This window comes from Leifsonia sp. RCC_180 (genome assembly GCF_058138205.1).
Genome location: NZ_CP200340.1, coordinates 884,120 through 910,041 on the forward strand (window position 1 = coordinate 884,120; position 25,922 = coordinate 910,041).

A 25,922-nucleotide genomic window follows, 5' to 3' on the forward strand; every position below is an offset into this window, starting at 1 on the left:
CGTCGATAAAGGAGAACAGTCACTTGTCACCGGTGGAGATCACCCCGGAGTTCAACCCGTTGCGGTTGCCCTCCGACCGTCGTCTCAATCGCATCGCGGGGCCCAGCAGCCTCATCATCTTCGGAGTGACGGGCGACCTGTCCCGCAAGAAGCTGATGCCCGCGGTGTACGACCTCGCGAACCGCGGCCTCCTGCCGCCCGGGTTCTCCCTCGTCGGGTTCGCTCGACGGGACTGGGAGGACCAGGACTTCGAGAAGGTCGTCTACGACGCGGTCAAGCAGTACGCACGCACGCCGTTCGACGATGACGTGTGGCAGCAGCTCGCGCAGGGCATCCGCTTCGTTCCCGGGGAGTTCGACGACGACGACGCGTTCCAGCGCCTGAAGCAGACGGTCGAAGACCTGGATGCCGAACGCGGCACGATGGGGAACCACGCGTTCTACCTGTCGATCCCGCCGAAGGCGTTCCCGATCGTCACCGAGCAGCTCAAGCGGTCCGGTCTCGCCGACCAGTCCGGCGAGGGCTGGCGGCGCGTCGTCATCGAGAAGCCGTTCGGTCACGACCTGCAGTCGGCGCGCGAGCTGAACGCCGTGGTCGAGACGGTCTTCCCGCCGGACTCGGTGTTCCGCATCGACCACTACCTCGGCAAAGAGACGGTCCAGAACATCCTGGCGCTGCGCTTCGCCAACGAGCTGTACGAGCCGATCTGGAACGCCAACTACGTCGACCACGTGCAGATCACCATGGCCGAGGACATCGGAGTGGGCGGCCGTGCCGGCTACTACGACGGCATCGGAGCGGCGCGCGACGTCATCCAGAACCACCTGCTGCAGCTCCTCGCCCTCACCGCGATGGAGGAGCCCATCTCGTTCAACGCCGCAGACCTGCGCGCCGAGAAGGAGAAGGTGCTCGCCGCCGTCCGCCTGCCCAAGGACCTCGCGAAGTCGACGGCCCGCGGACAGTACGGCAGCGGCTGGCAGGGCGGCGAGAAGGTCGTCGGCTTCCTCGAGGAGGACGGGATGAATCCCCAGTCCACCACCGAGACCTACGCCGCGATCAAGCTGGAGATCGGCACCCGCCGCTGGGCCGGCGTCCCGTTCTATCTCCGCGCGGGCAAGCGCCTCGGCCGACGCGTCACCGAGATCGCCGTCGTCTTCAAGCGCGCGCCGCAGCAGCTCTTCGCGGAGTCGCAGACCAGCGCGCTCGGCCAGAACGCGCTCGTCATCCGCGTGCAGCCCGACGAGGGTGTGACCATCCGCTTCGGCTCGAAGGTCCCGGGCGCCGGCATGCAGGTGCGCGACGTGAGCATGGACTTCGGCTACGGGCACGCCTTCACCGAGGCGAGCCCCGAGGCGTACGAGCGGCTCATCCTGGATGTGCTGCTCGGCGACCCGCCGCTGTTCCCCCGCCACGAGGAGGTCGAGCTCTCCTGGAAGATCCTCGACCCGATCGAGGACTTCTGGGCCACGCAGGGCCAGCCCGAGCAGTACCGCCCCGGAACCTGGGGCCCGAAATCGGCCGACGAGCTCCTTGAGCGCGACGGCCGGGTCTGGAGGCGTCCATGATCGTCGACCTTCCCGCGACGACCGTCAGCAACATCTCGAAGGCGCTGGTCAAGATCCGCGAAGAGGGCGGCGCCGTCGCCCTCGGGCGCGTGCTCACGCTGATCATCGCTACCCACCTCGGGCAGGAGGAGGAGGCCATCGAGGCCGCCAACGACGCCTCCCGCGAGCACCCGATGCGCGTCATCGTGGTGTCCACCGAGGAGGACCGCGAGCACAAGGGCGGCGAGGCCCGCCTCGACGCCCAGATCCGGGTCGGCGGCGATGCCGGCGCGAGCGAGGTCATCGTCCTCCGCGCCTACGGCGAGACGGCGAGCGACGAGGAGGGACTGGTCACCGGCCTGCTCCTGCCCGACGCTCCCGTCGTCGTCTGGTGGCCGGGGATCGCGCCTGAGAAGGCGTCCGCCTCTCCCCTGGGTCGCATCGCGACCCGGCGGATCACGGACGCCTCGGCTCAGCTGAACCCGCAGGAGTTCCTGTTCCACCTGGGGAAGACGTACGCCCCCGGCGATACGGACTTCGCCTGGACGCGGCTCACCCTGTGGCGGGCGCAGCTCGCCGCCGTGCTCGACCAGCCGCCGTACGAGCCGATCACGGCCGTCGACGTGGCCGGCGCATCCGACTCCCCCTCGACCCTGCTCCTCGCCGCGTGGCTGCGTCTGCAGCTGCAGGTGCCCGTGCAGTACGACCTCGCCTCGCGCGCGATCGGCTCCGGCGGCATCCACGGCGTCAAGATGTCGCGCGCCACCGGCGACATCGAGCTCCAGCGCGAGATCCCCAACGTCGCCCGCTTGTCGCAGCCGGGCCAGCCCACCCACGACCTCTCCCTGCCACGCCGCAACCTGCGGGACTGCCTGGCCGAGGAACTGCGTAGGCTGGACCCGGACGACCTCTACGGTGAGGTGATCACGAAGGGTCTCGCACTGCTGGAGACCTCTGACGAAGGAGCAGGCGCCAGGGCATGACGAACGAACGGCGGGTGCTCGTCCACCCGGACAAGGAGGCCCTGACGGCGTCGGTCGCCGCGCGCTTCCTCACCAAGACGATCGACATCCTCGACGATCTCGGCCGCGCCAACATCGCGCTGACCGGGGGCACGATGGGCATCGCGGTGCTGGAGGCGGTCAACTCCTCCCCCGCCCGCGACACCATCGACTGGTCGAGGGTGCATTTCTGGTGGGGCGACGAGCGGTTCGTGCCGCGGGACGACCCGGACCGCAACGAGCGCCAGGCCCGGGAGGCCCTGCTCGACCACATCGCGGTTCCTCCGGAGAACATCCACCCGTTCCCGTCGTCGGACGAGGTCTCGGACATCGACGGGGCCGCTCGCCTGTACGCGGCCGAGCTGGAGGCGTTCGGCACCGACGGCGCGCCGTTCCCGAAGTTCGACATCACCTTCCTCGGCGTGGGACCGGACGGACACATCGCCTCGCTGTTCCCGGACCGCGCCGGCATCCGCGAGACGGAGAAGACGGTGATCGCCGAGCGTGAGTCGCCCAAGCCTCCGCCGGCGCGCCTGAGCCTCACCCGCCCGGTGCTGAACGCATCCGACCGGATCTGGCTCGTGCTGGCGGGCAGCGACAAGGCGAGCGCTCTCGGGCTCGCCCTCGCCGGCGCGAGCTTCACCGAGGTTCCGGTGGCAGGCGCCAAGGGCCGCAAGCGCACCGTGTTCTTCGTGGACAAGGAAGCCTCGGTCGACGTGCCCGAGAACCTCATCGCACCCAGCTACTGACCCGCTCCCGAAGCGTCGTCAGGCGCGCGCAGGGCGCGCCGGTGAGTGGTCCGCGACTGCGGATCGCCAGCCGGTCGCGCCCTGCTTCGGCGATGCGGCGGTCGAACGCATGCGTCAGCAAGTGCAGGTAGAACGCCAGCAACCGCGCCGTCTCGTCCCGGACCTCCGCGTCACGGCCCGAGAGCTCCAGATCGTCGACCCAGCGCTGCAGTTCGGCGAATCGGATGCGCAGGTGAAGGGCGAGGCGTGCGTCGGCGGCCGTGGGCGGCGCGCCGTCTTCGGCCCGGGTGAGAACCTGTTCCGCGCGGTCAGCGGCGACCACCGCTTCCTCGAGGAGGGCGAGCAGGCTCACCCGGGTGACCGTCTCTCCGAGCGCTCCTGGAAAGCCTTGTGGTTCCTGTGGCGACCCGCGCATCGCTGGCCCCTCTCGTCTGGGACGCAGTGTAGCCCGGCAGCCGCGCGAAAAGGCCGCCCACCCGGAGAGGTGGACGGCCTGTTCGACGCGACGCGTCAGTTGGTGGTGGGTCGGCCCCTGCGCGCGCGCAGCTGGTTGAGGGCGTCGTCGAGCAGCTGCTCGGCCTCCTCCTCGCTGCGGCGCTCCTTCACGTACGCGAGGTGCGTCTTGTAGGGCTCCGTCTTGGCGACCGACGGCGGGTTCTCCTTGTCGCGGCCGGCGGGAAGGCCGGACGACGGCGAGTCGATGATGTCGGGGATCTCTTCCTCAGGAAGATTCGCCGCGAAGTACCGCACGGTCTCGTTGCCGAGAGCGTCCCAGTAAGACACCGCGACGCGGTCCGCGTGGAATCCGCGGTCCTGCTCGCCCATGGGGCCCGCGCCGACGCGCGAGCCACGAATTGCACTGCCTCCGGAAGCCATGCAGTCTCTCCTTCTTCAGTGTGCGCTTACGCGCTGAACTTGGTGATCAGACCGAGCACCACGATGCAGGTGATCCAGATCAGCCCGAGGATCACCGTGATGCGGTTGAGGTTGCGCTCGGCCACACCGGACGCACCGAGATTGGAGGTGACTCCGCCGCCGAACATGTCGGACAGGCCGCCACCACGGCCCTTGTGCAGCAGGATGAGCAGCGTCAGCAGCAGGCTGGTGATGCCCAGCAGCACCTGCAGGACGACCTGGAGAATCAGCACGGGGTACCTTTCGGGAAGCGTCCGGGCTCCGCCCGGGTAAGACCAACGTCCAGTATAACTTGCGACCCGGTCAGAGACCGACGTGCTTCTGATAGCGGACGATCGCGGCGAACTCGTTCACATCCAAGCTCGCTCCGCCGACCAGGGCGCCGTCCACGTTGGGCTCGCGCATGAAGGAGGCGATGTTGCCCGACTTCACCGACCCGCCGTAGAGGATGCGCGTCTTCGCCGCCACGTCCTCGCCGAGCAGCTCCACGATCACCGCGCGCAGCGCAGCAGCGACCTGCTCGGCCTGCTCGGGAGTCGCGGCCTGGCCGGAGCCGATGGCCCAGACCGGCTCGTACGCGACGACGAAGTCGGCCGCGGAGTCGACCTTCGAGAGCGCGGCACGCAGCTGCGCGACCGGCACGGCGCTCGCGCCGTGGGTCTCCAGGTCTTCCGCCGTCTCTCCGACGCAGATGATGGGCGCGATGTTGTGCTTCAGAGAAGCCGCCACCTTGCCGGCCACCTGCTCGTCGGTCTCGCCGTGCAGCGTGCGCCGCTCCGAGTGCCCGATGATCACGTAGCGCGACTCCAGCGCCTCGAGGAACGCGGCCGAGATCTCGCCGGTGTAGGCGCCGGACTCGTGCTCCGACACGTCCTGCCCGCCGAAGGCGAGCGGGAGCTTGTCGGCCGAGATCAGCGTCTGGACGCTGCGCAGGTCGGTGAACGGCGGGAAGACCGCCACCTCGACCGCGGAGTAGTCGTGCCCGGCGTCCTTCAACGTCCACGCCAGCTTCTGCACGAAAGCGATCGCCTGGAGGTGGTCCAGGTTCATCTTCCAGTTGCCGGCGATGAGCGGCACACGCCGCACCGAGGGGCTCACTGCTGCCATCCGAGGACCTCCAGACCGGGGAGACGCTTGCCTTCGAGGAACTCGAGGCTGGCGCCTCCGCCCGTCGAGATGTGACCGAACTGGTCGTCACGGAAGCCGAGCGCGCGGACGGCCGCGGCGGAGTCGCCTCCGCCGACGACGCTCAGGCCGTCGACCTCGGTCAGCGCCTGCGCGACCGCCTTCGTGCCGGCGGCGAACGGCGCCAGCTCGAACACGCCCATCGGGCCGTTCCAGAAGACGGTGCGCGCGCCCCGGACGTACTCCGAGAAGAGTTCAGCGGTCTCCGGGCCGATGTCGAGGCCGAGACCCTTGTCGCCCCAGTCGGTGTCCTCGATGGCGTCGATCGGCCGCACGGCGTGCTCCGCGTCGGCGCCGAACTTCGAGGCCACCACGACATCACGGGGAAGCACGATCTCGACCCCGAGCTCCTCCGCCGTGGCGAGGTAGCCTTTCACGGTCTCGATCTGGTCGGCCTCGAGCAGGCTAGAGCCGACCTTCAGGCCCTTCGCCGCGAGGAAGGTGAACAGCATCCCGCCGCCGATGAGCAGCGAGTTGACCTTCGGCAGCAGGTGCCCGATGACGCCCAGCTTGTCGGAGACCTTCGATCCGCCGAGGACGACCGCGTACGGCCGCTCCGGGTTCTCGGTCAACCGGTCGAGCACCTCGAGCTCGGCCTGGATCAGTGTGCCCGCCGCGCTCGGCAGCAGCTGCGCGAGCTCGTAGACGCTCGCCTGCTTGCGGTGCACGACGCCGAAGCCGTCGGACACGAACGCGTCACCGAACGCCGCGAGCTTCTCGGCGAACGCCTTCCGCTCCGCGTCGTCCTTGGAGGTCTCCCCCGGGTTGAACCGGAGGTTCTCCAGGAGCGCCACGTCGCCGTCCTTCAGGCCGTCCACGGCCTCCTTCGCGCCGCCGCCGACGGTGTCCTTGGCGAAGGTCACCGGCGCGCCGAGGAGCTCGGAGAGCCGCTGCGCGACCGGCGCCAAGCTGTACTTGGCGTCGGGTGCGCCGTCAGGGCGACCCAGGTGTGAGACGACGACCACCTTCGCACCCTGATTGATCAGGGCGTTGAGGGTCGGGATCGACGCCCGCACGCGTCCGTCGTCCGTGATCTTCGAGCCCTCAAGGGGCACGTTGAGATCACAGCGGACGACGACACGCTTGCCGGCGAGCGAACCGAGTGAGTCGAGAGTGCGGAGCGTCACGTCGGTTCCCCGGGGTCAGAGACGCTCGGCGACGTACTCGGTCAGGTCGACGAGACGGTTGGAGTAGCCCCACTCGTTGTCGTACCAGCTCGAGAGCTTCACCTGGTCGCCGAGGATGCGCAGCAGACCGGAGTCGAAGATCGAGGAGTGCGGGTCGGAGACGATGTCGCTGGAGACGATCTCGTCCTCGGTGTACTTCAGGATGCCCTTGAGGGGGCCCTCGGCCGCCTTCTTGTAGGCCGCCTTGACCTCGTCGACCGTGACCGGGCGCGAGGCGGTGACCGTGAGGTCGGTGATCGAGCCGGTGGGCACCGGGACGCGCAGCGCGAAGCCGTCGAGCTTGCCCTTGAGCTCCGGGAGCACGAGGCCGATGGCCTTCGCGGCGCCGGTGGAGGTCGGGACGATGTTGATCGCGGCAGCGCGGGCACGACGGAGGTCGGAGTGCGGGCCGTCCTGCAGATTCTGATCGGCGGTGTAGGCGTGGACCGTGGTCATCAGACCGCGCTCGATGCCGAACTCGTCGTTGAACACCTTGGCGAGCGGCGCGAGGCAGTTCGTCGTGCAGGAAGCGTTCGAGATGATGTTGTGCGACGCGGGGTCGTACAGGTGCTCGTTCACGCCCATGACGAACGTGGCGTCCTCGCCGGTCGCCGGAGCCGAGATGATGACCTTCTTGGCGCCTGCCGCGATGTGCTTGCGCGCGTCGTCGGCCTTGGTGAAGCGACCGGTGGACTCGATGACGATGTCGACGCCCAGGTCGCCCCAGCCGAGGTTGGCGGGGTCGCGCTCGGCGAGCACCTTGATGGGCTTGCCGTTGACGACGATATTGTCGCCATCCAGCTCGACGGTGGCGTCGAGACGGCCCGTGATGGAGTCGTACTTGAGCAGGTGCGCGAGCGTCTTGTTGTCGGTGAGGTCGTTCACCGCGACGATCTCGAGCTCGCTGCCCTTCGCAAGGGCCGCGCGCAGGTAGTTACGACCAATGCGACCGAACCCGTTGATTCCGATCTTTACGGACACAGATGTCTCCAGTTACTCGATGGGCGCCGAAGGGCGCGCTTTGTCAGGTGTTGTGTGCGGACGGCGGCGTCCCGGGAGGCTCCCTCCCGGGACGCCAGCCCGCCTACGACAGTAGCAGCAGACCCGCGGTCTTCTCGCGCGTCCGGATGAAGCGGTCATTGACGTCGGACCAGTTCGTGATGTTCCAGAACGCCTTGACGTAGTCGGCCTTGACGTTGACGTAGTCGAGGTAGAAGGCGTGCTCCCACATGTCGAGCATGAGGAGCGGCACGGTCGCCGCGGCGAGGTTGCCCTGGTGGTCGTAGAGCTGCTCGATGATGAGCTTCTGGCCGAGCGAATCCCACGCGAGGATCGACCAGCCGGAGCCCTGGATGCCGAGAGCCGACGCCGTGAAGTGGGCGCGGAACTTGTCGAACGAGCCGAAGAACTCGTCGATCGCGGCGGCCAGCTCACCGACCGGCTTGTCGCCGCCGTCCGGGGAGAGGTTGTTCCAGAACACGGTGTGGTTGACGTGACCGGCGAGGTTGAACGCCAGGTCCTTCTCGAGCTTGTTGACGTAGGTCAGGTCGTCGGCGTCGCGGGCCTCGGCCAGCTTCGCGAGAGCGGTGTTGGCCCCGTCCACATACGTCTTGTGGTGCTTGTCGTGGTGCAGTTCCATGATCCGGCCGCTGATGTTCGGCTCCAGGGCCGAGTAGTCGTACGGAAGGTCCGGCAGCGTGTAGTCAGCCATTACTCATCTCCACTGTTGTTGTGATTCGAGCGACTTCTCGAGTCTACTGAGAGCAACCCGAGCGGCCGTCGGATGCTTCCTGACGGCCTCAAGTCCCGTGTCGAACGTACACCGGGAAAGCTACACCTCGTCCAGATCCGCGGGGAGGCTCGCCTCTGTGCCGGGGATGCCCAGGTCGCTCGCCCGCTTGTCCGCCATGGCCAGGAGCCGGCGGATGCGGCCGGCCACGGCATCCTTCGTCATGGGCGGGTCGGCGTGATGTCCGAGCTCGTCGAGGCTGGAGTCGCGGTGCGCGAGCCGCAGCTCACCCGCGTAGCGCAGGTGCTTCGGCACATCGGGGCCGAGGATCTCGAGGGCGCGCTCGACGCGGGCGCAGGCGGCGACGGCGGCCTGGGCGGACCGGCGCAGGTTGGCGTCGTCGAAGTTGACCAGGCGGTTGGCGTTGGCGCGCACTTCGCGGCGCTGACGGAGCTCTTCCCAGTTCGTGACGGTCTGGAGGGCGCCCATGGCCACGAGCATCGCGCTGATCGCCTCGCCATCCCGGATGACGACGCGGTGCACGCCGCGGACCTCGCGGGCCTTCGCGGAGATGCCGATCCGGCCGGCCGCACCGACCAGGGCCATCGCGGCCTCATTGCCGGGGCAGGTGATCTCGAGCGCCGCGGATCGCCCGGGATCGGTCAGCGATCCGTGCGCGAGGAACGCTCCGCGCCAGACGGCGGCGAGCTCGTCGCGCGAACCCGTGGTGAGCCGGTTCGGGAGGCCGCGGATCGGCCGGCGGCGCGCATCCAGAAGGCCGGTCTGCCGGGCGAGCGTCTCGCCGCCGTCGAGCACGCGAACCAGATACTGGCTGCTGCGGCGCAGGCCGGAAGCGGAGATGACGGACACCTCGGACCGGACGCCGTAGAGCTCTGCCAGGTCCTTCCGGACCCGGCGTGCGAGCTCCGGGGTGTCGAGCTCGCTCTCCACCGCGATCCGGCCGCCGATGAGGTGCAGGCCGCCCGAGAACCGGAGGATGGTCGCCAGCTCTGCTGCTCGGACCGTGGTCTTGCTGACCTCGACCTTCGTGAGCTCGTCCTTGACGTCGGAGGTGAGAGCCAATCGGATTCCTTACTGTCTCAAGGCGGGGGTGGTGCCGTGGAGGGAAAGGCCGTGATCATTCACGGCCGAGGTCGCGGTGCTTGGTGTTGACCGCAAGACCGGGGAAACTGCGCAACCGCGCCGCGAGCTCTTCCGCAATCGCGACGGACCGGTGTTTTCCGCCAGTGCAGCCTATCGCGATCATGGCGTGCCGTTTGTTCTCGCGCTGGTAGCCGGTCATGATCGGGCGCAGCGCCGCGATGTACCCCTGGATGAACTCGGCGGCGCCGTCCTGCGCCAGGACGTAGTCGCGCACGACCTCTTCGAGACCCGTGTGCGGCCGCAATTCGGGGTTCCAGAACGGGTTCGGGAGGAACCGCGCGTCGGCGACCAGGTCCGCGTCGGCAGGCAGACCGTACTTGAAACCGAAGCTCATCACCGTGACCTGGACGTCTGCCGCATCCTCCGCCGCGAACGTGTCGGTGATGTTCGTCGCCAGCTGGTGGATGTTCAGATCGGTCGTGTCGACGATGATGTCGCTCGCCTCGCGGATCTCCCGGAGGCGGGTGCGCTCGGCGGAGATCCCGTCGAGGATCGTCCCGTCGCCCTGCAGAGGGTGCGGCCGGCGCACCTGCTCGAAGCGGCGCACGAGCACCGCATCCGACGCCTCCAGGAAGAGCACCCGCACTTTGGTGCCCTCACGGAGGCTCTGGATCATGTCGCGCAGGTCGACGAAGAAGTTGCGGCCCCGCACGTCGACCACCGCCGCGATGCGCGGCAGCCCGGACTCCGCCCGGTTGGCGAGCTCGATCAGCGGGCGCAGCATCTGCGGCGGGAGGTTGTCGACCACGTACCAGTCGAGGTCCTCCAGCGCGTTGGCGACCGTCGAACGGCCGGCGCCCGACATCCCGGTGACGATGAGTACTTCCTGTTGCTCCCCGCTTGCGACAGTGTCGTCGTCGGTGGCCATCGTCCGGTCTCCTCCGTGTCGGTGTACGTCCAGCCTAGCGACTGACCCCGGACGCCTGGCCGCTCTGCTCACCTGCGCTGTCGGTTGCTCTGTCCGTTGCGCTGTCTCTCCCGACACCCTCCGCCAGCCGCTCGAAGATGGCCGTGGCGAGGGTCGGGCCGACCCCGCGCACCTCGGCGATCTCCTCAGGAGTCGCCTTTCGCAGTTGGGCCACCGATCCGAAGTGCTTGAGCAGCACCTTCACCCGCGACGGGCCGAGGCCCGGGATCTCGCCCAGCACCGTGCCGATGTCGCGCTTCCGGCGCGCACGCTGGTACGTGATGGCGAAGCGGTGCGCCTCATCGCGGAGGCGCTGGATGAGGAACAGCGCGTCGCTGTTGCGCGGCAGGATCACCGGGAAGTCGGAGTCGGGCAGCCAGATCTCCTCGAGGCGCTTCGCGATGCCGGCGAGCTGGATTCCGGTCACGCCCGACTCGTCGAGCGCCCGCTTCGCGGCGGCGACCTGCGGCTGGCCACCGTCGACGAGCAGAAGGTTCGGCGGGTACGAGAACTTGCGGCGACGGCGTTCGGCCGCCGCCTCCACCACCTCGTCGGCGCCTGCGGCGCCCTCGGCGTCCAGCGCGGTGTCCTCCGCAGCCATGTCCGCCGCGGCGTCGGTCGCGGCATCCGGCGACGAGTCGTCCTTCAGGTACGCCAGCCGGCGCGAGATCACCTGGTAGATCGACTCCGTGTCGTCCGTGGACTCCGGGATGCTGAAGCGGCGGTACTGGTCCTTGCGGGGCAGGCCGTCCTCGAAGACGACCATCGACGCGACGATGTTCGTGCCGCTCAGGTGGGAGACGTCGTAGCACTCCATCCGCAGGGGCGCGTCCGGCATCCCGAGGGCGTCCTGGATGTCGTTCAGCGCCTGGGAGCGCGCCACGAAGTCGGAACTGCGGCGGGTCTTGTACAGGATGAGCGCGTTCTTTGCGTTCATCGAGACGGTCTGCGCGAGCGCGGCCTTCTCGCCGCGCTGCGCTGTCCGCAATTCGACCCGGCCGGTGTGCCGGCCACGCGGGGCGGACGGATCGGGCGTCTCGCGGCGCCGCTGCGTGAGCCACTGCTCCAGCTCCGCCGTGTCTTCCGGCAGCTCGGGGACGAGGATCTCGCGCGGCGGGGCGTCGGGGCCGTCGTAGGCGTTCTGGACGACCGTCTCGACCAGCTCGCCGAGCTCCATGTCGAGCTCCTTGTCGACCACCCAGCTGCGGACACCGCGGACGCGGCCGCCGCGCACGATGAACTGCTGCACGGCCGCAGCGAGCTCGTCGTGGGCGATGCCGAACACGTCCGCGTCGATGTTCTCGGTCAGGACGACCGCGCTCTTGCCGAGCGCGCCCTCCAGTGCCTGGATGGCATCCCGGTGCCGCGCTGCGGACTCGTAGTCCATCGTGCTGGCGGCCTGCTTCATCTTCTCGTTCAGATCGCGGAGGTAGCCGGTGTCGTTGCCGGCCATGAACGAGGCGAAGTCGATGGCGAGCGATTTGTGATCCTCCGGCGAGATGCGGCCGACGCACGGCGCCGCGCACTTGCCGATGTCGCCCAGCAGGCAGGGGCGGCCGGTCTGCTCCGCGCGCTTGTAGACGCCGTCCGAGCAGCTGCGCATCGGGAACGCCTTCAGCATCAGGTCGACGGTCTCGCGAATGGCCCACACCTTCGTGTACGGGCCGAAGTAGCGCGCGTCCTTCAGGTTGCGGTTACGCGTGATCATGACCCGCGGGATGCGGTCGCCGAGGGTCACCGCGAGGTACGGGTACGTCTTGTCGTCGCGGAACTTGACGTTGAACGGCGGATTGAACTCTTTGATCCAGGTGTACTCGAGCTGGAGCGCCTCGTACTCGGTGCCGACCACCGTCCACTCGACGCTCGACGCGGTCGTGACCATGCGGCGGGTGCGCTCGTGGAGGCTCCGCAGCGGCTGGAAGTAGTTGCTCAGCCGGGCGCGGAGGTTCTTCGCCTTGCCGACGTAGAGCACGCGCCGGTTCTTGTCGCGGAACCGGTACACGCCCGGCTGCGTCGGGATCTCGCCGGCCTTCGGCCGGTAGCTGACGGTGTCTGCCACGGCGCGTCTTACGCGGCGCCCCGAGCCGACTCGCCCTGGAGCATCTCCTTGAGGAAGAAGCCGGTGTGGCTGCCCGGTGTCTCGGCGACCTTCTCCGGAGTCCCGGTCGCGATGACTTCGCCGCCGCCGGCGCCGCCCTCCGGACCCATGTCGATGATCCAGTCGGCCGACTTGATGACGTCGAGGTTGTGCTCGATGACGATCACCGTGTTGCCCTTGTCGAGCAATCCGTTGAGGACCAGCAGGAGCTTGCGGACATCCTCGAAGTGCAGACCGGTGGTCGGCTCGTCGAGCACGTAGACGCTGCGGCCGTTGGACCGGCGCTGCAGCTCGGTCGCGAGCTTCACGCGCTGGGCCTCCCCACCCGAGAGGGTGGTCGCACTCTGGCCGAGCCGGACGTAGCCGAGCCCCACATCCACCAGCGTCTGCAGGTAGCGGTGGATGGCCGAGATCGGCCGGAAGAACTCCGCCGCCTCGCTGATCGGCATGTCGAGCACCTCGGCGATGTTCTTGCCCTTGTAGTGCACGGAAAGGGTGTCGCGGTTGTACCGCGCTCCCCCGCACACCTCACACGCGACGTACACGTCGGGCAGGAAGTTCATCTCGATCTTGATCGTGCCGTCACCCGAGCACGCCTCGCAGCGCCCGCCCTTGACGTTGAAGCTGAACCGGCCGGGGAGGTATCCGCGAGCCTTCGCCTCCAGCGTCTCGGCGAACAGGTTGCGGATGCGATCGAACACGCCCGTGTAGGTCGCAGGGTTCGACCGGGGCGTCCGCCCGATCGGGGCCTGGTCGACGTGCACGACCTTGTCCAGGTTCTCGAGTCCGGTCACGGTGCGGTGCTTTCCGGGCACCTTCCGGGCGCCGTTGAGCTTGTTCGCCATCACCCGGTACAGGATGTCGTTCACGAGCGACGACTTGCCGGAGCCGGAGACGCCGGTGACCGCGACGAACGTGCCGAGGGGGAAGTCGACCGTGACCTTCTTCAGGTTGTTGGCCTCCGCATCCACGACGCGGATCATTCGCTTCTTGTCGACCTTGCGCCGCTTGGTGGGGAGCGCGATCTCGCGACGGCCGGCCAGGTAGTCGCCGGTCAGCGAATCGGTATTCGTGAGCAGGTCGTCGTACGAGCCCGAGTGGACGACATGCCCGCCGTTGACTCCTGCGCCCGGGCCGATGTCGACGATCCAGTCGGCGGTGCGGATGGTGTCCTCGTCGTGCTCGACGACGATCAGCGTGTTGCCGAGGTCGCGGAGGGCGACGAGCGTGTCGATGAGCCGGCGGTTGTCGCGCTGGTGCAGGCCGATGCTCGGCTCGTCGAGCACGTAGAGCACTCCGGTGAGGCCCGAACCGATCTGCGTCGCCAAGCGGATGCGCTGCGCCTCGCCGCCGGACAGGGTGCCGGCCGCGCGGGCCAGGTCGAGGTAGCTGAGGCCTACCTGGATGAGGAAGTCGAGGCGGATCTTGATCTCGCGCAGCACCTGCGCGCCGATCTTCTGCTCGCGCTCGGTCAGGTGCAGCTTCTCCATGAACGTGCGGGCGTCGCTGAGGCTCAGCTGCGACGCGTCCGCGATGCTCTTGCCGTGCACGAGCACCGCGAGCACCTCGGGCTTGAGCCGCTTGCCACCGCAGACCGGGCAGGGCACCTCGCGCAGGTACTCGGCCCAGCGGGCGCGCTGCGTGTCGGTCTCGGCCTGGAGGTACTGGCGCTCGATGTACGGCACAACGCCCTCGAAGCCGGAGGTGTACGACATCTCACGGCCGTAGCGGTTCTTCCACTTCACCTTGACTTCGAAGTTGTCGCCGTGGAGCACCGCGTCCTTGACGTTGTCCGGCAGCTTCTTCCACGGCGTCTTCAGCGAGAACTTCAGGTCGCGCGCGAGGCCGTCGAGCAGCTTCTCGTAGTAGTTGAAGAGTCCCTTGCCCTGGGTGGTCCACGGCACGATGACACCTTCGGCGATGCTGAGCGTGTCGTCGCCGAGCAGGAGTTCGTCATCCACCGACATGCGGGTGCCGAGGCCCGAGCACTCCGGGCAGGCGCCGAACGGCGCGTTGAACGAGAAGGTCCGCGGCTCGATCTCGGTCAGCTGGATCGGGTGGCCGTTCGGGCAGGAGAGCTTCTCGCTGAAGTTCTGCCACGCCGCGGTGCCCTCGCGGTCGACGTAGTTGACCTGGACGAGGCCGTCGGTGAGCCGGAGCGCGGTCTCGAGGGAGTCGGTGAGGCGGCCGAGGATGTCGGGACCGGCGACGAGACGGTCGACGACGACCGAGATGTCGTGCTTGTACTGCTTCTTCAGGGTGGGCGGGTCGGCGAGCTGGATCTGCTCACCGTCGACGAGCGCACGCGAGTAGCCGCTCGCGGCGAGCTCCTTGAAGAGGTCGACGAACTCGCCCTTCTTCTGCGAGACCACGGGGCTCACGACCATGTACCGGGTGCCCGGCTCCAGCTCCATAAGCTGGTCCGCGATCTGCTGCACCGTCTGGCGCTGGATGCGCTCACCGCAGATAGGACAGTGCGGAACCCCGATGCGGGCCCACAGCAGTCGCATGTAGTCGTAGATCTCGGTGATCGTGCCCACGGTCGACCGCGGGTTGCGGTTGGTGGACTTCTGGTCGATCGAGACGGCGGGGCTCAGGCCCTCGATGAAGTCCACATCCGGCCGGTCGACCTGGCCGAGGAACTGGCGCGCATACGCCGAGAGGGACTCGACGTAGCGCCGCTGCCCCTCGGCGAAGATCGTGTCGAACGCGAGCGACGACTTGCCCGATCCGGACAGGCCGGTGAAGACGACCATCGAGTCGCGCGGGATCTCGAGGTCGACGTTGTGGAGGTTGTGCACGCGTGCTCCGCGCACGCTGAGGTGCGACCCCGTCACTCTGCTGATGTTTCCCGTCTCGCTGTTCACTCGCCCGCTGCTCACTCGCTCTATTCTCCGCCATCCGTGCTGGGAAATCGGGGCTGTTCGCCCACCGCGCACCTCGTCCACTAGATCGAACGTGTGTTCGATTCTACCGGATGGACACGGTTCACCCATGCAGCCGCGAGTCTAGGCTCGACCACCGACATTCGAACCCCGTCACCGTGGTGACCGCCGGAGCAGCGCCGGGAGGAGCATTCCCACCAGCGCCACGAGCGCAAGTCCCGACACGACCGCGAAGACCGGCTCGCCCGTCCCGCCACCGAATATCAGAAGCAGGACGGCGGCCCCCTGAACGGGCACCTGGATGAGCACGAAACGGCGCAGCGACGGCAGGAGCACCGCGGGTTGCAGCCGAGCCGCAGCCGGAACCACCAGCGTCCACGCGGCGACGAGGTGCAGGGCGTGCGCCCCAGCGATCAGCGCGAGCAGCCGCGGACTCGCCGTGCCCGGTTCGATCAGGGACGACAGCACCAGCACGCCGAGCAGCACCCAGGCGGTGAGCCACCGCGGTCGCCAGACGGCCACGCCGACGAGGAGCGCCGCGATCGCCGTCCACGGGCCCCCCGGAACCCCCACCAGGACCAGCGGAAGGGCGATCGCGACGAAGAGAACGCGCAGCGACCAGCCCGGAACGGTGACGACGTCGAGGACGGGCGGTCCCCCGAACTCCGGCCGCGCGCTCATCGCCGCGCCCTCGCCGAGGCCCGGGCCGGCGCCGAGGCCAGCGCCCGCAGGGCGCCCTGCCGAGCGGCCGCATCATCCCACGCGAGCAGCTCCACTCCCCCGGCCTGCAGCTGGTCGAGCCGGAGGCGCCGCTCCAGCTCTATGGTCCTCAGCGCCAGGAGGTCGCGCCTGGGCAGGTCGCGCGCATCGCGAGCAGGGAGGACGTCCACGGCGATCACGCGGTGCCCCGCCGCCCGCCAGGTGAGCGCGAGCGTCAGCGCCTGGTCGTCGAGGAAGGTCGAGAGCATCACGGCGAGAGAACCCGGCGAAAGCCGCGGCGCCCGGACTCGGTGATATGCCCTGTTGTCCGCTGCGGTCAGCTCGATCGCCCGGAGCACGCGCTCCCGATGACGAGCGCCCGCACGCGGAGGGAGGACGCGCCTCGACTGCCCCAGATCGTCGAACCCCACCCGGTCGCCGGCCGCCGCATACGCCACGGCGAGCGAGGACGCCGCCTCGCGCGCCAGGTCGAGCGAAGAGACCGCCGGCCGCGGGTAGGCGCGGGACCAGTCGGCCACGACAGCGCTGAGATCGTCGCGGGCGTCGACGACGAGGTGCACGGCGGCGTCCGACGTCGCGGTGGTGCGGCGCACGTACAGCTCCCCCGCCCGCCCGGCGCGCGCGGTCGCCCGCCAGTCGATGCGACGCAGCCGGTCACCGGGATGGAACTCGTCGATGTCGCGGAACTCGCCGCCCTCGCCCGGTCGCGTCGAGACGTGCTGACCGGTCAGACCGAGCAGACGGCTCGGGAGGGGGATGCTCCGGATCGGCACGGTTCCCGGGCGCACCACGCGCTCCACCGCCGCCTCCTCCCCCGGCTCTCCGGCCCAGACGGCATCCGCGCCAACCGCCCGCACCTCGACGGCGGCGACCCGCTGCCGGCCGGAGTGCACCACCGGGACCTCGCTGGCGAGTTTCGCCGCTGCGCGCGGCGTGAGCACCGCATCCACCGGGGCGGCCGTCCCGAGCGTCAGCCGCACCTGCAGGGCGTCGGGATGCTGTGTCGCGGTCGCCCGCACCTCGACCGTCAGCGCGTCGACACCGCGGTCGCTGTGCACGGCGCCGTCGGAGGCCACCTCGGCAGCCACCGCGACCGTCAGCGCGTCGACACCGCGGTCGCTGTGCACGGCGCCGTCGGAGGCCACCTCGGCAGCCACCGCGACCGCGTCGCCCGCCGCGGGATCTTCGCGGTCACGGCCTGGTCGGCGATCCCACGCCAGGGCGGCCGCGAGGAGCAGCGGCGCGCCGACGAGGGCCGGCTCCAGCCGCGACATCACGAACCCCGCGACGACTCCGATGGCGCCGACCACGACGGCCGCGGCGAGAGCCGGGCTGAGCATCCACGCGGTCCGCGTCGTCGTGCTCGTGCGGAGTGTCATCGTCGTGCCTGGTGCGCCGGTTGCAGGCTCACCGGTTGCCGCCTCACCGACCGCTGGTTCATCGGGCGGCCGTCTCGTCGCCGGCACGCTGCGCCGCCCCGACGGCGGGCGGTCCTGGCACCGTGTTGACCACCTCGGTGACGATCTCCTCGGCGCGCACCCCGCTGGTCCACGCCTGCACGGTCAGCGTGAGGCGGTGCGCCAGCACCGGGACGGCGACCGCCTTGATGTCGTCGGGGATGACGAAGTCGCGCCCGGCGAGCACGGCCAGCGCCCGCGCGACCAGGAGCAGCCCCTGGGAACCGCGGGGGGACGCGCCCACGTCGACCGATTTGTGCCGTCGGGTGGCCGCAGCCAGCCGGACGCAGTACTCGGCGATGTCGGGATCGACATCCACGGCCTCCACACCAGCCTGCATGGCGGCCAGCGTCTCGGCGTCGATCACCGGCTCCACCGTCGCCACCTCGTGCCGCCGGGCCACGCGCGCCAGCAGCACCCGCGCCTCCCCTGCCTCGTCGGGGTAGCCGACGCTCAGCCGGACCATGAACCGGTCGAGCTGGGCCTCCGGCAGCGCGTACGTGCCCTCTGACTCGATCGGGTTCGCCGTCGCGACGACGTGGAAGGGCGACGGCAGCGGGAAGCTGCGGCCCTCGACCGACACCTGCCCCTCCGCCATCGCCTCCAGCAGCGCCGACTGGGTCTTCGGCGAGGTGCGGTTGATCTCGTCCGCGAGGAACAGCCCCGTGAAAACCGGCCCCGGCCGGAACTCGAAGTCGGAGGTGCTCGGCACGTACACGAACGAACCCGTGATGTCCGACGGGAGCAGGTCGGGCGTGCACTGCAGGCGGCGGAAGTCAAGGCCGACGGCCGCGGCGATGCTGCGTGCTGCGAGCGTCTTGCCGAGACCGGGGACGTCCTCGAAAAGCACGTGCCCGCCCGCGAGGATGGTCGCGAACGCGATCCGCAGCGGTTCGCGCATCCCCACGACGACGCTCCCCACCCGGTCGAGGACGTCGGCGCCGAGGCGCGCCACGTCCGCGAGCGGAAGGGGCGGTGCGGATGCGGTGCGGGGGTCAGCGGGCACGGGGCGTCTCCTCAGGGGTCGGGGCGGTTGGATGGGGCGGTGCTGGGGGGCGGTTCGGTACCGTCGCGCGGGTCGGCGCGTCGTCGTCGCGGACGAACGCCTCCAGACGGTCGAGGGCCGCAGCTACCTGCGCCGTGCGCGGCGGCTGGACGGCTGATCCGCGCCGTAGCAGCGCGAGCAGGTCGGCGCCGAGGATCGCCTCCAGGTGCGCGTCGGCGGAGCGGTCCTCCAGATCGAGCCCGCGCAGCTGCAGGGCGCGTTCGGCGACCAGGCGGAGGGCGCGGATCCCTTCCGGCGATGCGCGGCCACCGCGCGAGCTCAAGGACCAGCCCAGCTGGACGACATCCCTTCTGGCACCCGGCCGCAGCGGGGGTGGCGGAAGCGGCCAGCTCAGGTCGACCGCCTCCCCGAGAGCGGAGAGGCAGGCCGAGAAAGCGAAGACGACCGCTCCCAGCCCGATCGCGTGCGGGGCGTCCATCCCGACGTACCAGGCCACAGCGCCGAGCGCGATGCCGAGCACGGCGCTGAGGATGAGGCGGCGCAGCATGCCGGGCGGCAGCCGGCGGCCGGTCATCGGTGACCCCCGCGCGGCTCGCTGCCCGCTCCCCGCGCGGAGCTCGCACGGCCGCCGGCGTTCCAGGAGGCGCGGAGCGCGTCCACAGCCTCGCGCGCGGACTCGACGTCGCCCGGTGTGACCGGCGCGCTACTGAAGCGCGCTCGCTGGTACAGCGCGAGAAGGCGCCCGGCCGCATCCCGGTCTGCGGCGACGCGAGCGACGACCCTGGCGGCGAATTCGGCGGGTGTCTCGGCCGGGAGACGGCGGACCCCGGAGTCAGCGGCACCCTCTTCGAGCCCCACCCAGGCGCGTTCGACCGCGTCGCGCGGCTCACGGGGCTCTGCGAGCACCTCCGCCGCGCGGTCGAGTCCGCGCCGGACCTGCTCCGGCTCAGGTTCCGGATCCGGGTCGGACGCCGACGGCGCGCTTGACGCCTCGACTCCGGTGACGACCCCCAGCGGCGGGAGCGTGGGCGGCGCACTCCTGCGGCGGCGCAGTCGCCAGATCACCGCCAACGCGATGATCACGGCGAGAACGATCAGGGCCACGAGGATCCACGAGAGGTCCAGTCGCACCTCGTGGATGGTCCGCTGCGGTTCCGGCGTGCCCGTGGTCTGCTGACCCGGCTCGCCGGTGCGGACGGGCCCAGGCGGCAGGAACACGCGGGGCCCGCTGAACTGCGGTGCGCCCTGGAATGCCACCGCGATCAGCGCCGCCCCGACCAGTGCGACGCACACGGCGAGCGTCCACCGCCGCGGTCCCGTCGCCTTCGCTGCCACTCTGCCACCGTAGTCCGACTCGGGCCTCTGTCCGGCACGGAGAACCCGGTCGTGTCAGCCCAGGTGCCCGGCCTTCTCCATCTGACGCAGGTCGCGCTTCAGGTCGGAGAGCTCGTCGCGCAGCCGAGCCGCCAGCTCGAACTTCAGCTCACCGGCCGCGGCCAGCATCTGCTGGTTGAGATCGGCGATGAGTCCCTCGAGCTCAGCGGCCCCCTGCGCGGCGATGCCGCCATTGCGCAGGTTCGGTGTCGGGCTCTTGCGCCTCTGGTCACGACCGGCAAGAATCCGCGCGGTGTCGGCCTCTTCACGCGCCAGCACATCGGTGATGTCGGCGATCCGCTTCCGGAGCGGCTGCGGATCGATGCCGTTCACACGGTTGTACTCGACCTGCTTCTCGCGCCGGCGATCCGTCTCTTCGATCGCGTTCTTCATCGAGTCGGTGAGCACGTCGGCGTACATGTGCACGGCACCCGAGACGTTACGAGCCGCTCGTCCGATGGTCTGGATGAGCGACGTCGACGACCGCAGGAAGCCCTCCTTATCGGCGTCGAGGATCGCGACCAGCGACACCTCCGGAAGGTCGAGTCCTTCTCGCAGCAGGTTGATGCCGACCAGGACGTCGTAGACGCCCGCGCGCAGTTCGGTGAGCAGTTCGACGCGGCGGAGCGTGTCGACATCCGAGTGCAGGTACCGGACCTTCACCCCCGCCTCCGCGAGGAAGTCGGTGAGCTCCTCGGCCATCTTCTTGGTCAGGGTGGTGACCAGGATGCGCTCGTCGCGCTCGACGCGGACCCGGATCTCTTCGAGCAGGTCGTCGATCTGGCCCTTTGTCGGCTTGACGACGATCTCGGGATCGATGAGGCCGGTCGGGCGGATGATCTGCTCGACCACACCGTCGGCGATCCCGAGCTCGTATTTGCCGGGGGTCGCGGACAGGTACACCGTCTGGCCGACGCGATCCTTGAACTCGTTCCACTTCAGCGGCCGGTTGTCGAGCGCGCTCGGCAGACGGAATCCGTGCTCCACCAGAGTGCGCTTACGCGACGCGTCGCCCTCGTACATCGCCCCGATCTGCGGCACAGTGACGTGCGACTCGTCGATGACCACCAGGAAGTCGTCCGGGAAGTAATCGAGCAGGCAGTTCGGCGCCTCGCCCGGCTGGCGGCCGTCGATGTGCCGCGAGTAGTTCTCGATACCGGAGCAGAAGCCGATCTGCTCCATCATCTCCAGGTCGAACTGGGTGCGCATGCGGAGGCGCTGTGCTTCGAGCAGCTTGCCTTCGCGCTCCAGCTCCTGCAGTCGCTCGTGCAGCTCCTCCTGGATGGTGACGATCGCACGCTGCATCGTCGCCGGGCTCGCGGCGTAGTGGGTCGCAGGGAACACCGACACCGCATCCATCGTCTGCAGCACGTCGCCCGTCAACGGGTGCAGCGAGTACAGCGCCTCGATCTCGTCGCCGAACAACTCGATCCGGACCGCGTGCTCCTCGTACATCGGGATGATCTCGATCGTGTCGCCCCGCACGCGGAACTTGCCGCGCGAGAAGTCGACGTCATTGCGCTCGTACTGCATGCCGACGAAACGACGGATGAGCGCATCGCGCCCCACGTTCTGGCCCACCTGCAGCGCGACCATCGCCTCGAGGTACTCCTCCGCCGCACCGAGACCGTAGATGCAGGACACGGTGGACACCACGACGACGTCACGACGGCTCAGCAGGGAGTTCGTGGTCGAGTGGCGCAGCCTCTCGACCTCGGAGTTGATCGACGAGTCCTTCTCGATGAAGGTGTCGGTCTGCGGGACGTACGCCTCGGGCTGGTAGTAGTCGTAGTACGAGACGAAGTACTCGACCGCGTTGTTGGGCAACAGCTCACGGAACTCGTTGGCGAGCTGAGCCGCGAGGGTCTTGTTGTGCGCCAGCACCAGCGTGGGCCGCTGCACTTGCTCGATGAGCCATGCCGTGGTCGCCGACTTGCCGGTACCGGTCGCGCCCAGGAGGACCACATCCGTCTCGCCTGCGTTGATGCGGCCCGCGAGTTCTGCGATCGCCTGCGGCTGGTCACCGCTGGGGCTGTATTCGCTGACGACCTCGAAGGGACGGACGGCGCGCGTGGGAAGCATGCTTCTAGTCTAGGAACGACCACCGACACTCGATCCGGCTCTCGCTCACAGCGGAACGCTCGGCGTCAGGCCCCGGCGCGCAGCTCGTCCCAGAGGGCGTCGACCTGCGCATCCGTCTGCTCCAGAGTGCCGCCGGTGTCGATCACGACGTCGGCCACCGCGAGCCGCTCCTCGTCGGTCGCCTGCGAGCGGATGCGGCGCTCGGCCTCGGCCGGGTCCATCCCGCGGAGGCGTACCAGCCGGTCGATGCGCGTCCGCTCGTCGGCGTGGGCGACGACCACGCGGTCGAACGGATACTCGTTGGCCGATTCGACCAGCAGCGGCACGTCGTAGACGACGATCGCCCCGGGGTCGGCCTCGGCAGCGGCGCGGAACCGTGCGGTCGACGCGGCGAGGACGGCCGGATGCGTGATCCCGTTCAGTGCCTTCAGCGCCTCCGCGTCGCCGAAGACGATCGCCCCGAGTGCCGGGCGGTCGAGGCTGCCGTCGGCCGCGATCACCCCGTCGCCGAACCGTTCGGCGATCTGGGCGAGCGCCGGTGTGCCCGGCTCCACGACCTCGCGGGCGATGCGGTCGGCATCCACGACGACGGCGCCGTGCGAGGCGAGCCGGGAGGCGATGGTCGATTTACCGGAGGCGATCCCGCCCGTGAGTCCGATCAGCTGCACCCCACCAGCCTAGCCACGACGCGATTCCGCCCGGAAACGCCGAAACGGCCGGCCCCGAAGGACCGGCCGTCTCAGAGAGAGGATGCTCAGGAGTTGGAGCTGAGCTTCTCGCGCAGAGCCGCGAGCGACTCGTCGTCGGCGAGCGTTCCGCCACCAGCCGAGTCGGAGGTGTAGGTCGAGGTACCGCTGTCGGCAGCAGCCTCCTCGAGGCCCTTCGCGACCTGGCGCTTGTGCGCCTCCCAGCGCGCCTGGGCGGCAGCGTACTGCTGCTCCCACTCGTCGCGCTGCGTCTCGAAGCCTTCCTTCCACTCGTTGGTCTCCGGGTCGAAGCCCTCAGGGTACTTGTAGTTGCCCTGGTCGTCGTACTCGGTGACCATGCCGTAGAGCGCCGGGTCGAACTCGGTGCCCTCGGGGTCGACGCCCTCGTTCGCCTGCTTCAGCGAGAGGGAGATGCGGCGACGCTCGAGGTCGATGTCGATGACCTTGACGAACACCTCGTCGCCCACCGAGACGACCTGCTCGGCCAGCTCGACGTGCTTGCCGGACAGCTCGGAGATGTGGACGAGACCCTCGATGCCGTCCGCGACGCGGACGAACGCACCGAACGGAACCAGCTTCGTGACCTTGCCCGGTGCGACCTGACCGATCGCGTGGGTGCGGGCGAAGACCTGCCACGGGTCCTCCTGCGTCGCCTTGAGCGACAGCGAGACGCGCTCGCGGTCGAGGTCGACCTCGAGGATCTCGACGGTGACCTCCTGGCCCACCTCGACGACCTCGGAGGCGTGCTCGATGTGCTTCCAGGAGAGCTCCGACACGTGGACGAGACCGTCGACGCCGCCGAGGTCGACGAACGCACCGAAGTTGACGATCGACGAGACGACGCCCTTGCGGACCTGGCCCTTGTGCAGGTTGTTGAGGAACGTGGTGCGGGACTCCGACTGGGTCTGCTCCAGCAGCGCGCGGCGCGAGAGCACCACGTTGTTGCGGTTCTTGTCGAGCTCGAGGATCTTGGCCTCGATCTCCTGACCCAGGTACGGGGTGAGGTCGCGGACGCGGCGCAGCTCGATGAGCGAAGCCGGCAGGAAGCCGCGGAGGCCGATGTCGACGATCAGGCCGCCCTTGACGACCTCGATCACCGTACCGGTGACCACGCCGTCGGCTTCCTTGATCTTCTCCACGTCGCCCCACGCGCGCTCGTACTGCGCACGCTTCTTGGACAGGATCAGGCGGCCTTCCTTGTCCTCCTTCTGGAGAACGAGGGCCTCGACGGTGTCGCCGACCTCGACGACCTCGCTGGGGTCGACGTCGTGCTTGATGGAAAGTTCGCGGGAGGGGATGACGCCCTCCGTCTTGTAACCGACGTCGAGGAGGACCTCGTCCCGGTCGATCTTGACGACGGTGCCTTCGATGAGGTCTCCGTCGTTGAAGAACTTCAGCGTCTTTTCGACCGCGGCAAGAAAGTCCTCAGCAGATCCGATGTCGTTGACGGCGACCTGCTTGGGTGCCTTGTCGGTCGTTGCGGTTGTCATGTAGTGGGTGCTCCGTAATGGACAGGAATCAGGCCGGTCGCGATGATGATCATGTAGTTTTCCGCGAACGGCAGGCGGATAGGGATGTCACACAAGTGACGTTCTAGTCTACCGGGCTGCGGACGCGGTCAGCAAGCCGCGGTCGGCGAGGATGTCGCGGAGGGCTGGCGCGAGCTCGGGGAAGGCGAATTCGTAACCCGCGTCGAGCAGCTGCTCGGGGACGACCCAGCGGCTCTTCAGCACCAGCTCTGTCTCCGTGCGGATGGCGATCGAGCCGAGCTCGAGCATCCACCGGTGGGCCGGGAGACCGACCGGGCGGCCCAGGAGTCGCCGCAGCTCAGCCATGAGTGTGCGGTTGTCAGTGGGATGCGGCGCCGCCACGTTCACCGGACCATCGAGGTCTGGACGCGTCCGCAGGAACTCGATCGACCCGAGGACGTCGGCGATGTGCACCCAGCTGAACCGCTGCGTGCCGCCGCGCGCCCGGAACTCGTGGAAGGTCCCGGCGTTGCGGCGGGCCGCCGTGGCGAACCAGCGTCCGTCGACCTGCGGGCCGCCGAGCCCGAATCGCACGAGGTTCACCAGCGGGGTGAGGGCGCTGCCGTCGCCGAGGACGATCGCCATGCGCAGAGCGACGCGCCGGGTGTCCGGCAGCTCGCCCTCGAACAGCTCGCGCTCCCACGTCTTGGCCACCTCCACCGAGAATCCGGTGCCGAGCTCGCCGGTGGACTCGGTCATGGGCCGGTCTTCCGCGTGACGGTAGATCGTCGCCGTGGATGCGTTGAACCAGACGGGCGGCGGAGCGTCGCTCGATGCGATCGCCTCGCGCACCGCGCGGGTCGTCGTGAGCCGCGATCGGAAGATCTCGGCCCGGTTGGCGTCGCCGTACCGGCAGTTGACGCTCTTGCCGGCGAGGTTGATGACGGCATCGGCGCCGGTGACGGCCTCTCGGAGTCCGGTGGCGTCGTCCCAGCGCGCGCCGGGCCCGTGCCGGCCGACGACGACGACCTCCGCGCCGACGCTGCGGTAATGCTGCTCAAGGTACTGGCCGACGAAACCGGACGCCCCCGCGATGACGATGCGCTCGCTCACTCCGACTGCTCCTCGTGTTCGTTGATGATCTCGTAACGGAACCGGCCCGCGTACTGGTAGACACGGCCGACGATGGGCGCCGTCACCGTGATGGAGACCCGCTGCTGCCCGGACTCCCCGTCCCAGCCCTCCGTCAGCACGACGACGGGAGCGAGCGGACGCGGGATGCGCACCCGCTTGCCTGTCACGACCCACCACACGGCCGTGGATCGGAGCCGCAGCCCACCGTCCAGCACGCTCGCGGCGAACCGGGCCTCCGTCCTCACCGGGCCGCCGAGGCGGTCGACCAGGTGAGGACCGTCGATGCGGGCTGAGTCCACCCCGATCGCATCCACCATCATCGCGGTGCGGCCACGGAGGTCGAACACCCGCGTCGCGTGCACCACAGGCGACCCGTCCGGGCGGCTTCCGGGACGGTTCTCCACGGTGAACGGAACCTGCCGCTCCCACACCGGGAACATCACGTGCGAGCGTGCGAACACCGCAAGCACGGGCCAGAGCCACCGCCGCGGCGTGCCGACGGTGTCGAACACGCCTGCGCCGCGCCCCACCGCGCCGGCCGGGATGGCGTCGAAATACGCCCGCAGTCGCGGATGCAGCTCGTCGAACGCCGCGCCCAGCACGGCGCGGTAAGGGGAGGTCACCGAGGAA

Annotated in this window: 24 protein-coding genes; 3 read left to right on the forward strand and 21 right to left on the reverse strand. The window is 69.2% G+C overall.

Translation table 11 applies throughout. The annotated features are described in order from the left end of the window. Nucleotides 1-23: 23 nt before the first annotated feature. The 3 genes from zwf to pgl are packed head-to-tail and all read left to right on the forward strand — an operon-like array spanning nt 24 to nt 3,294. A complete protein-coding gene (zwf, locus tag AB7E03_RS04390) occupies nt 24-1,565 on the forward strand; it encodes a glucose-6-phosphate dehydrogenase (protein ID WP_441782120.1) in 1,542 nt (513 codons plus the stop codon). Next, nucleotides 1,562-2,527 carry a glucose-6-phosphate dehydrogenase assembly protein OpcA gene (locus AB7E03_RS04395; RefSeq protein ID WP_489939664.1) on the forward strand — a complete coding sequence of 322 codons (966 nt, stop codon included), beginning with the start codon at nt 1,562-1,564 and terminating at the stop codon, nt 2,525-2,527. The genes zwf and AB7E03_RS04395 overlap by 4 nt, the downstream gene beginning before the upstream one ends. Next, nucleotides 2,524-3,294: a 6-phosphogluconolactonase gene (gene pgl / locus AB7E03_RS04400; protein ID WP_489939666.1), complete on the forward strand. Its 771-nt coding sequence runs from the start codon at nt 2,524-2,526 to the stop codon at nt 3,292-3,294. Before AB7E03_RS04395 ends, pgl begins: the two co-directional genes overlap by 4 nt. On the opposite strand, the gene AB7E03_RS04405 is transcribed toward pgl, so the two are convergent. The 21 genes from AB7E03_RS04405 to AB7E03_RS04505 all read right to left on the reverse strand — a co-directional run bounded on the left by AB7E03_RS04405 (nt 3,275) and on the right by AB7E03_RS04505 (nt 25,915). Beyond that, nucleotides 3,275-3,646 (reverse strand): hypothetical protein, encoded by a 372-nt coding sequence (locus AB7E03_RS04405; protein ID WP_489939668.1) that lies wholly within the window; start codon nt 3,644-3,646, stop codon nt 3,275-3,277. The two genes, pgl and AB7E03_RS04405, sit on opposite strands and share 20 nt — an antisense overlap. Nucleotides 3,647-3,804: 158 nt before the next feature. Beyond that, entirely contained in the window at nt 3,805-4,170 is a 366-nt protein-coding gene (locus tag AB7E03_RS04410) for an RNA polymerase-binding protein RbpA (RefSeq protein ID WP_441782116.1), read from the reverse strand. 26 nt (nt 4,171-4,196) lie between these two features. Continuing rightward, nucleotides 4,197-4,442 (reverse strand): preprotein translocase subunit SecG, encoded by a 246-nt coding sequence (gene secG, locus AB7E03_RS04415; protein WP_018191139.1) that lies wholly within the window; start codon nt 4,440-4,442, stop codon nt 4,197-4,199. Between the two features lie 70 nt (nt 4,443-4,512). Beyond that, nucleotides 4,513-5,316, reverse strand: a complete 804-nt coding sequence (gene tpiA / locus AB7E03_RS04420; protein ID WP_489939671.1) for a triose-phosphate isomerase — start codon at nt 5,314-5,316, stop codon at nt 4,513-4,515. Then, a complete protein-coding gene (locus AB7E03_RS04425) occupies nt 5,304-6,521 on the reverse strand; it encodes a phosphoglycerate kinase (RefSeq protein WP_441782114.1) in 1,218 nt (405 codons plus the stop codon). The genes tpiA and AB7E03_RS04425 overlap by 13 nt, the downstream gene beginning before the upstream one ends. Nucleotides 6,522-6,536: 15 nt before the next feature. Next, complete coding sequence (gap, locus tag AB7E03_RS04430) at nt 6,537-7,541, reverse strand: type I glyceraldehyde-3-phosphate dehydrogenase (RefSeq protein ID WP_489939673.1); 1,005 nt, start codon at nt 7,539-7,541, stop codon at nt 6,537-6,539. A gap of 103 nt (nt 7,542-7,644) precedes the next feature. After that, nucleotides 7,645-8,271, reverse strand: a complete 627-nt coding sequence (locus tag AB7E03_RS04435; RefSeq protein ID WP_441782112.1) for a superoxide dismutase — start codon at nt 8,269-8,271, stop codon at nt 7,645-7,647. A 120-nt stretch (nt 8,272-8,391) separates the two neighbouring features. Continuing rightward, nucleotides 8,392-9,372: a DNA-binding protein WhiA gene (gene whiA, locus AB7E03_RS04440; RefSeq protein ID WP_441782111.1), complete on the reverse strand. Its 981-nt coding sequence runs from the start codon at nt 9,370-9,372 to the stop codon at nt 8,392-8,394. A 55-nt stretch (nt 9,373-9,427) separates the two neighbouring features. Beyond that, nucleotides 9,428-10,321 (reverse strand): RNase adapter RapZ, encoded by an 894-nt coding sequence (gene rapZ / locus AB7E03_RS04445; protein ID WP_441782110.1) that lies wholly within the window; start codon nt 10,319-10,321, stop codon nt 9,428-9,430. 34 nt (nt 10,322-10,355) lie between these two features. After that, nucleotides 10,356-12,419 (reverse strand): excinuclease ABC subunit UvrC, encoded by a 2,064-nt coding sequence (gene uvrC, locus AB7E03_RS04450; protein WP_489939676.1) that lies wholly within the window; start codon nt 12,417-12,419, stop codon nt 10,356-10,358. 8 nt (nt 12,420-12,427) lie between these two features. Next, on the reverse strand, nt 12,428-15,340 hold the full coding sequence (uvrA, locus tag AB7E03_RS04455; RefSeq protein ID WP_489939678.1) for an excinuclease ABC subunit UvrA: 2,913 nt from the start codon (nt 15,338-15,340) through the stop codon (nt 12,428-12,430). A 156-nt stretch (nt 15,341-15,496) separates the two neighbouring features. Continuing rightward, nucleotides 15,497-16,024 carry a hypothetical protein gene (locus AB7E03_RS04460; protein WP_489939680.1) on the reverse strand — a complete coding sequence of 176 codons (528 nt, stop codon included), beginning with the start codon at nt 16,022-16,024 and terminating at the stop codon, nt 15,497-15,499. Then, nucleotides 16,021-17,442: a DUF58 domain-containing protein gene (locus AB7E03_RS04465; RefSeq protein ID WP_489939682.1), complete on the reverse strand. Its 1,422-nt coding sequence runs from the start codon at nt 17,440-17,442 to the stop codon at nt 16,021-16,023. The genes AB7E03_RS04460 and AB7E03_RS04465 overlap by 4 nt, the downstream gene beginning before the upstream one ends. Before the next feature lie 58 nt (nt 17,443-17,500). Further along, nucleotides 17,501-18,526: an AAA family ATPase gene (locus tag AB7E03_RS04470; protein ID WP_489939684.1), complete on the reverse strand. Its 1,026-nt coding sequence runs from the start codon at nt 18,524-18,526 to the stop codon at nt 17,501-17,503. Beyond that, entirely contained in the window at nt 18,516-19,100 is a 585-nt protein-coding gene (locus AB7E03_RS04475; RefSeq protein WP_489939686.1) for a hypothetical protein, read from the reverse strand. Before AB7E03_RS04475 ends, AB7E03_RS04470 begins: the two co-directional genes overlap by 11 nt. After that, a complete protein-coding gene (locus AB7E03_RS04480) occupies nt 19,097-19,861 on the reverse strand; it encodes a DUF4129 domain-containing protein (RefSeq protein WP_489939688.1) in 765 nt (254 codons plus the stop codon). Before AB7E03_RS04480 ends, AB7E03_RS04475 begins: the two co-directional genes overlap by 4 nt. A 54-nt stretch (nt 19,862-19,915) precedes the next feature. Beyond that, a complete protein-coding gene (gene uvrB / locus AB7E03_RS04485; RefSeq protein ID WP_441782102.1) occupies nt 19,916-21,982 on the reverse strand; it encodes an excinuclease ABC subunit UvrB in 2,067 nt (688 codons plus the stop codon). 65 nt (nt 21,983-22,047) lie between these two features. Then, complete coding sequence (gene coaE / locus AB7E03_RS04490) at nt 22,048-22,650, reverse strand: dephospho-CoA kinase (RefSeq protein ID WP_489939690.1); 603 nt, start codon at nt 22,648-22,650, stop codon at nt 22,048-22,050. 86 nt (nt 22,651-22,736) lie between these two features. Beyond that, a complete protein-coding gene (gene rpsA / locus AB7E03_RS04495; protein WP_441782100.1) occupies nt 22,737-24,179 on the reverse strand; it encodes a 30S ribosomal protein S1 in 1,443 nt (480 codons plus the stop codon). Between the two features lie 108 nt (nt 24,180-24,287). Next, nucleotides 24,288-25,271, reverse strand: coding sequence for an epimerase (locus tag AB7E03_RS04500; protein ID WP_489939692.1), 984 nt, complete (start codon nt 25,269-25,271; stop codon nt 24,288-24,290). Beyond that, nucleotides 25,268-25,915 (reverse strand): DUF4166 domain-containing protein, encoded by a 648-nt coding sequence (locus tag AB7E03_RS04505; protein ID WP_489939694.1) that lies wholly within the window; start codon nt 25,913-25,915, stop codon nt 25,268-25,270. The genes AB7E03_RS04500 and AB7E03_RS04505 overlap by 4 nt, the downstream gene beginning before the upstream one ends. Between the last annotated feature and the right edge of the window lie 7 nt (nt 25,916-25,922).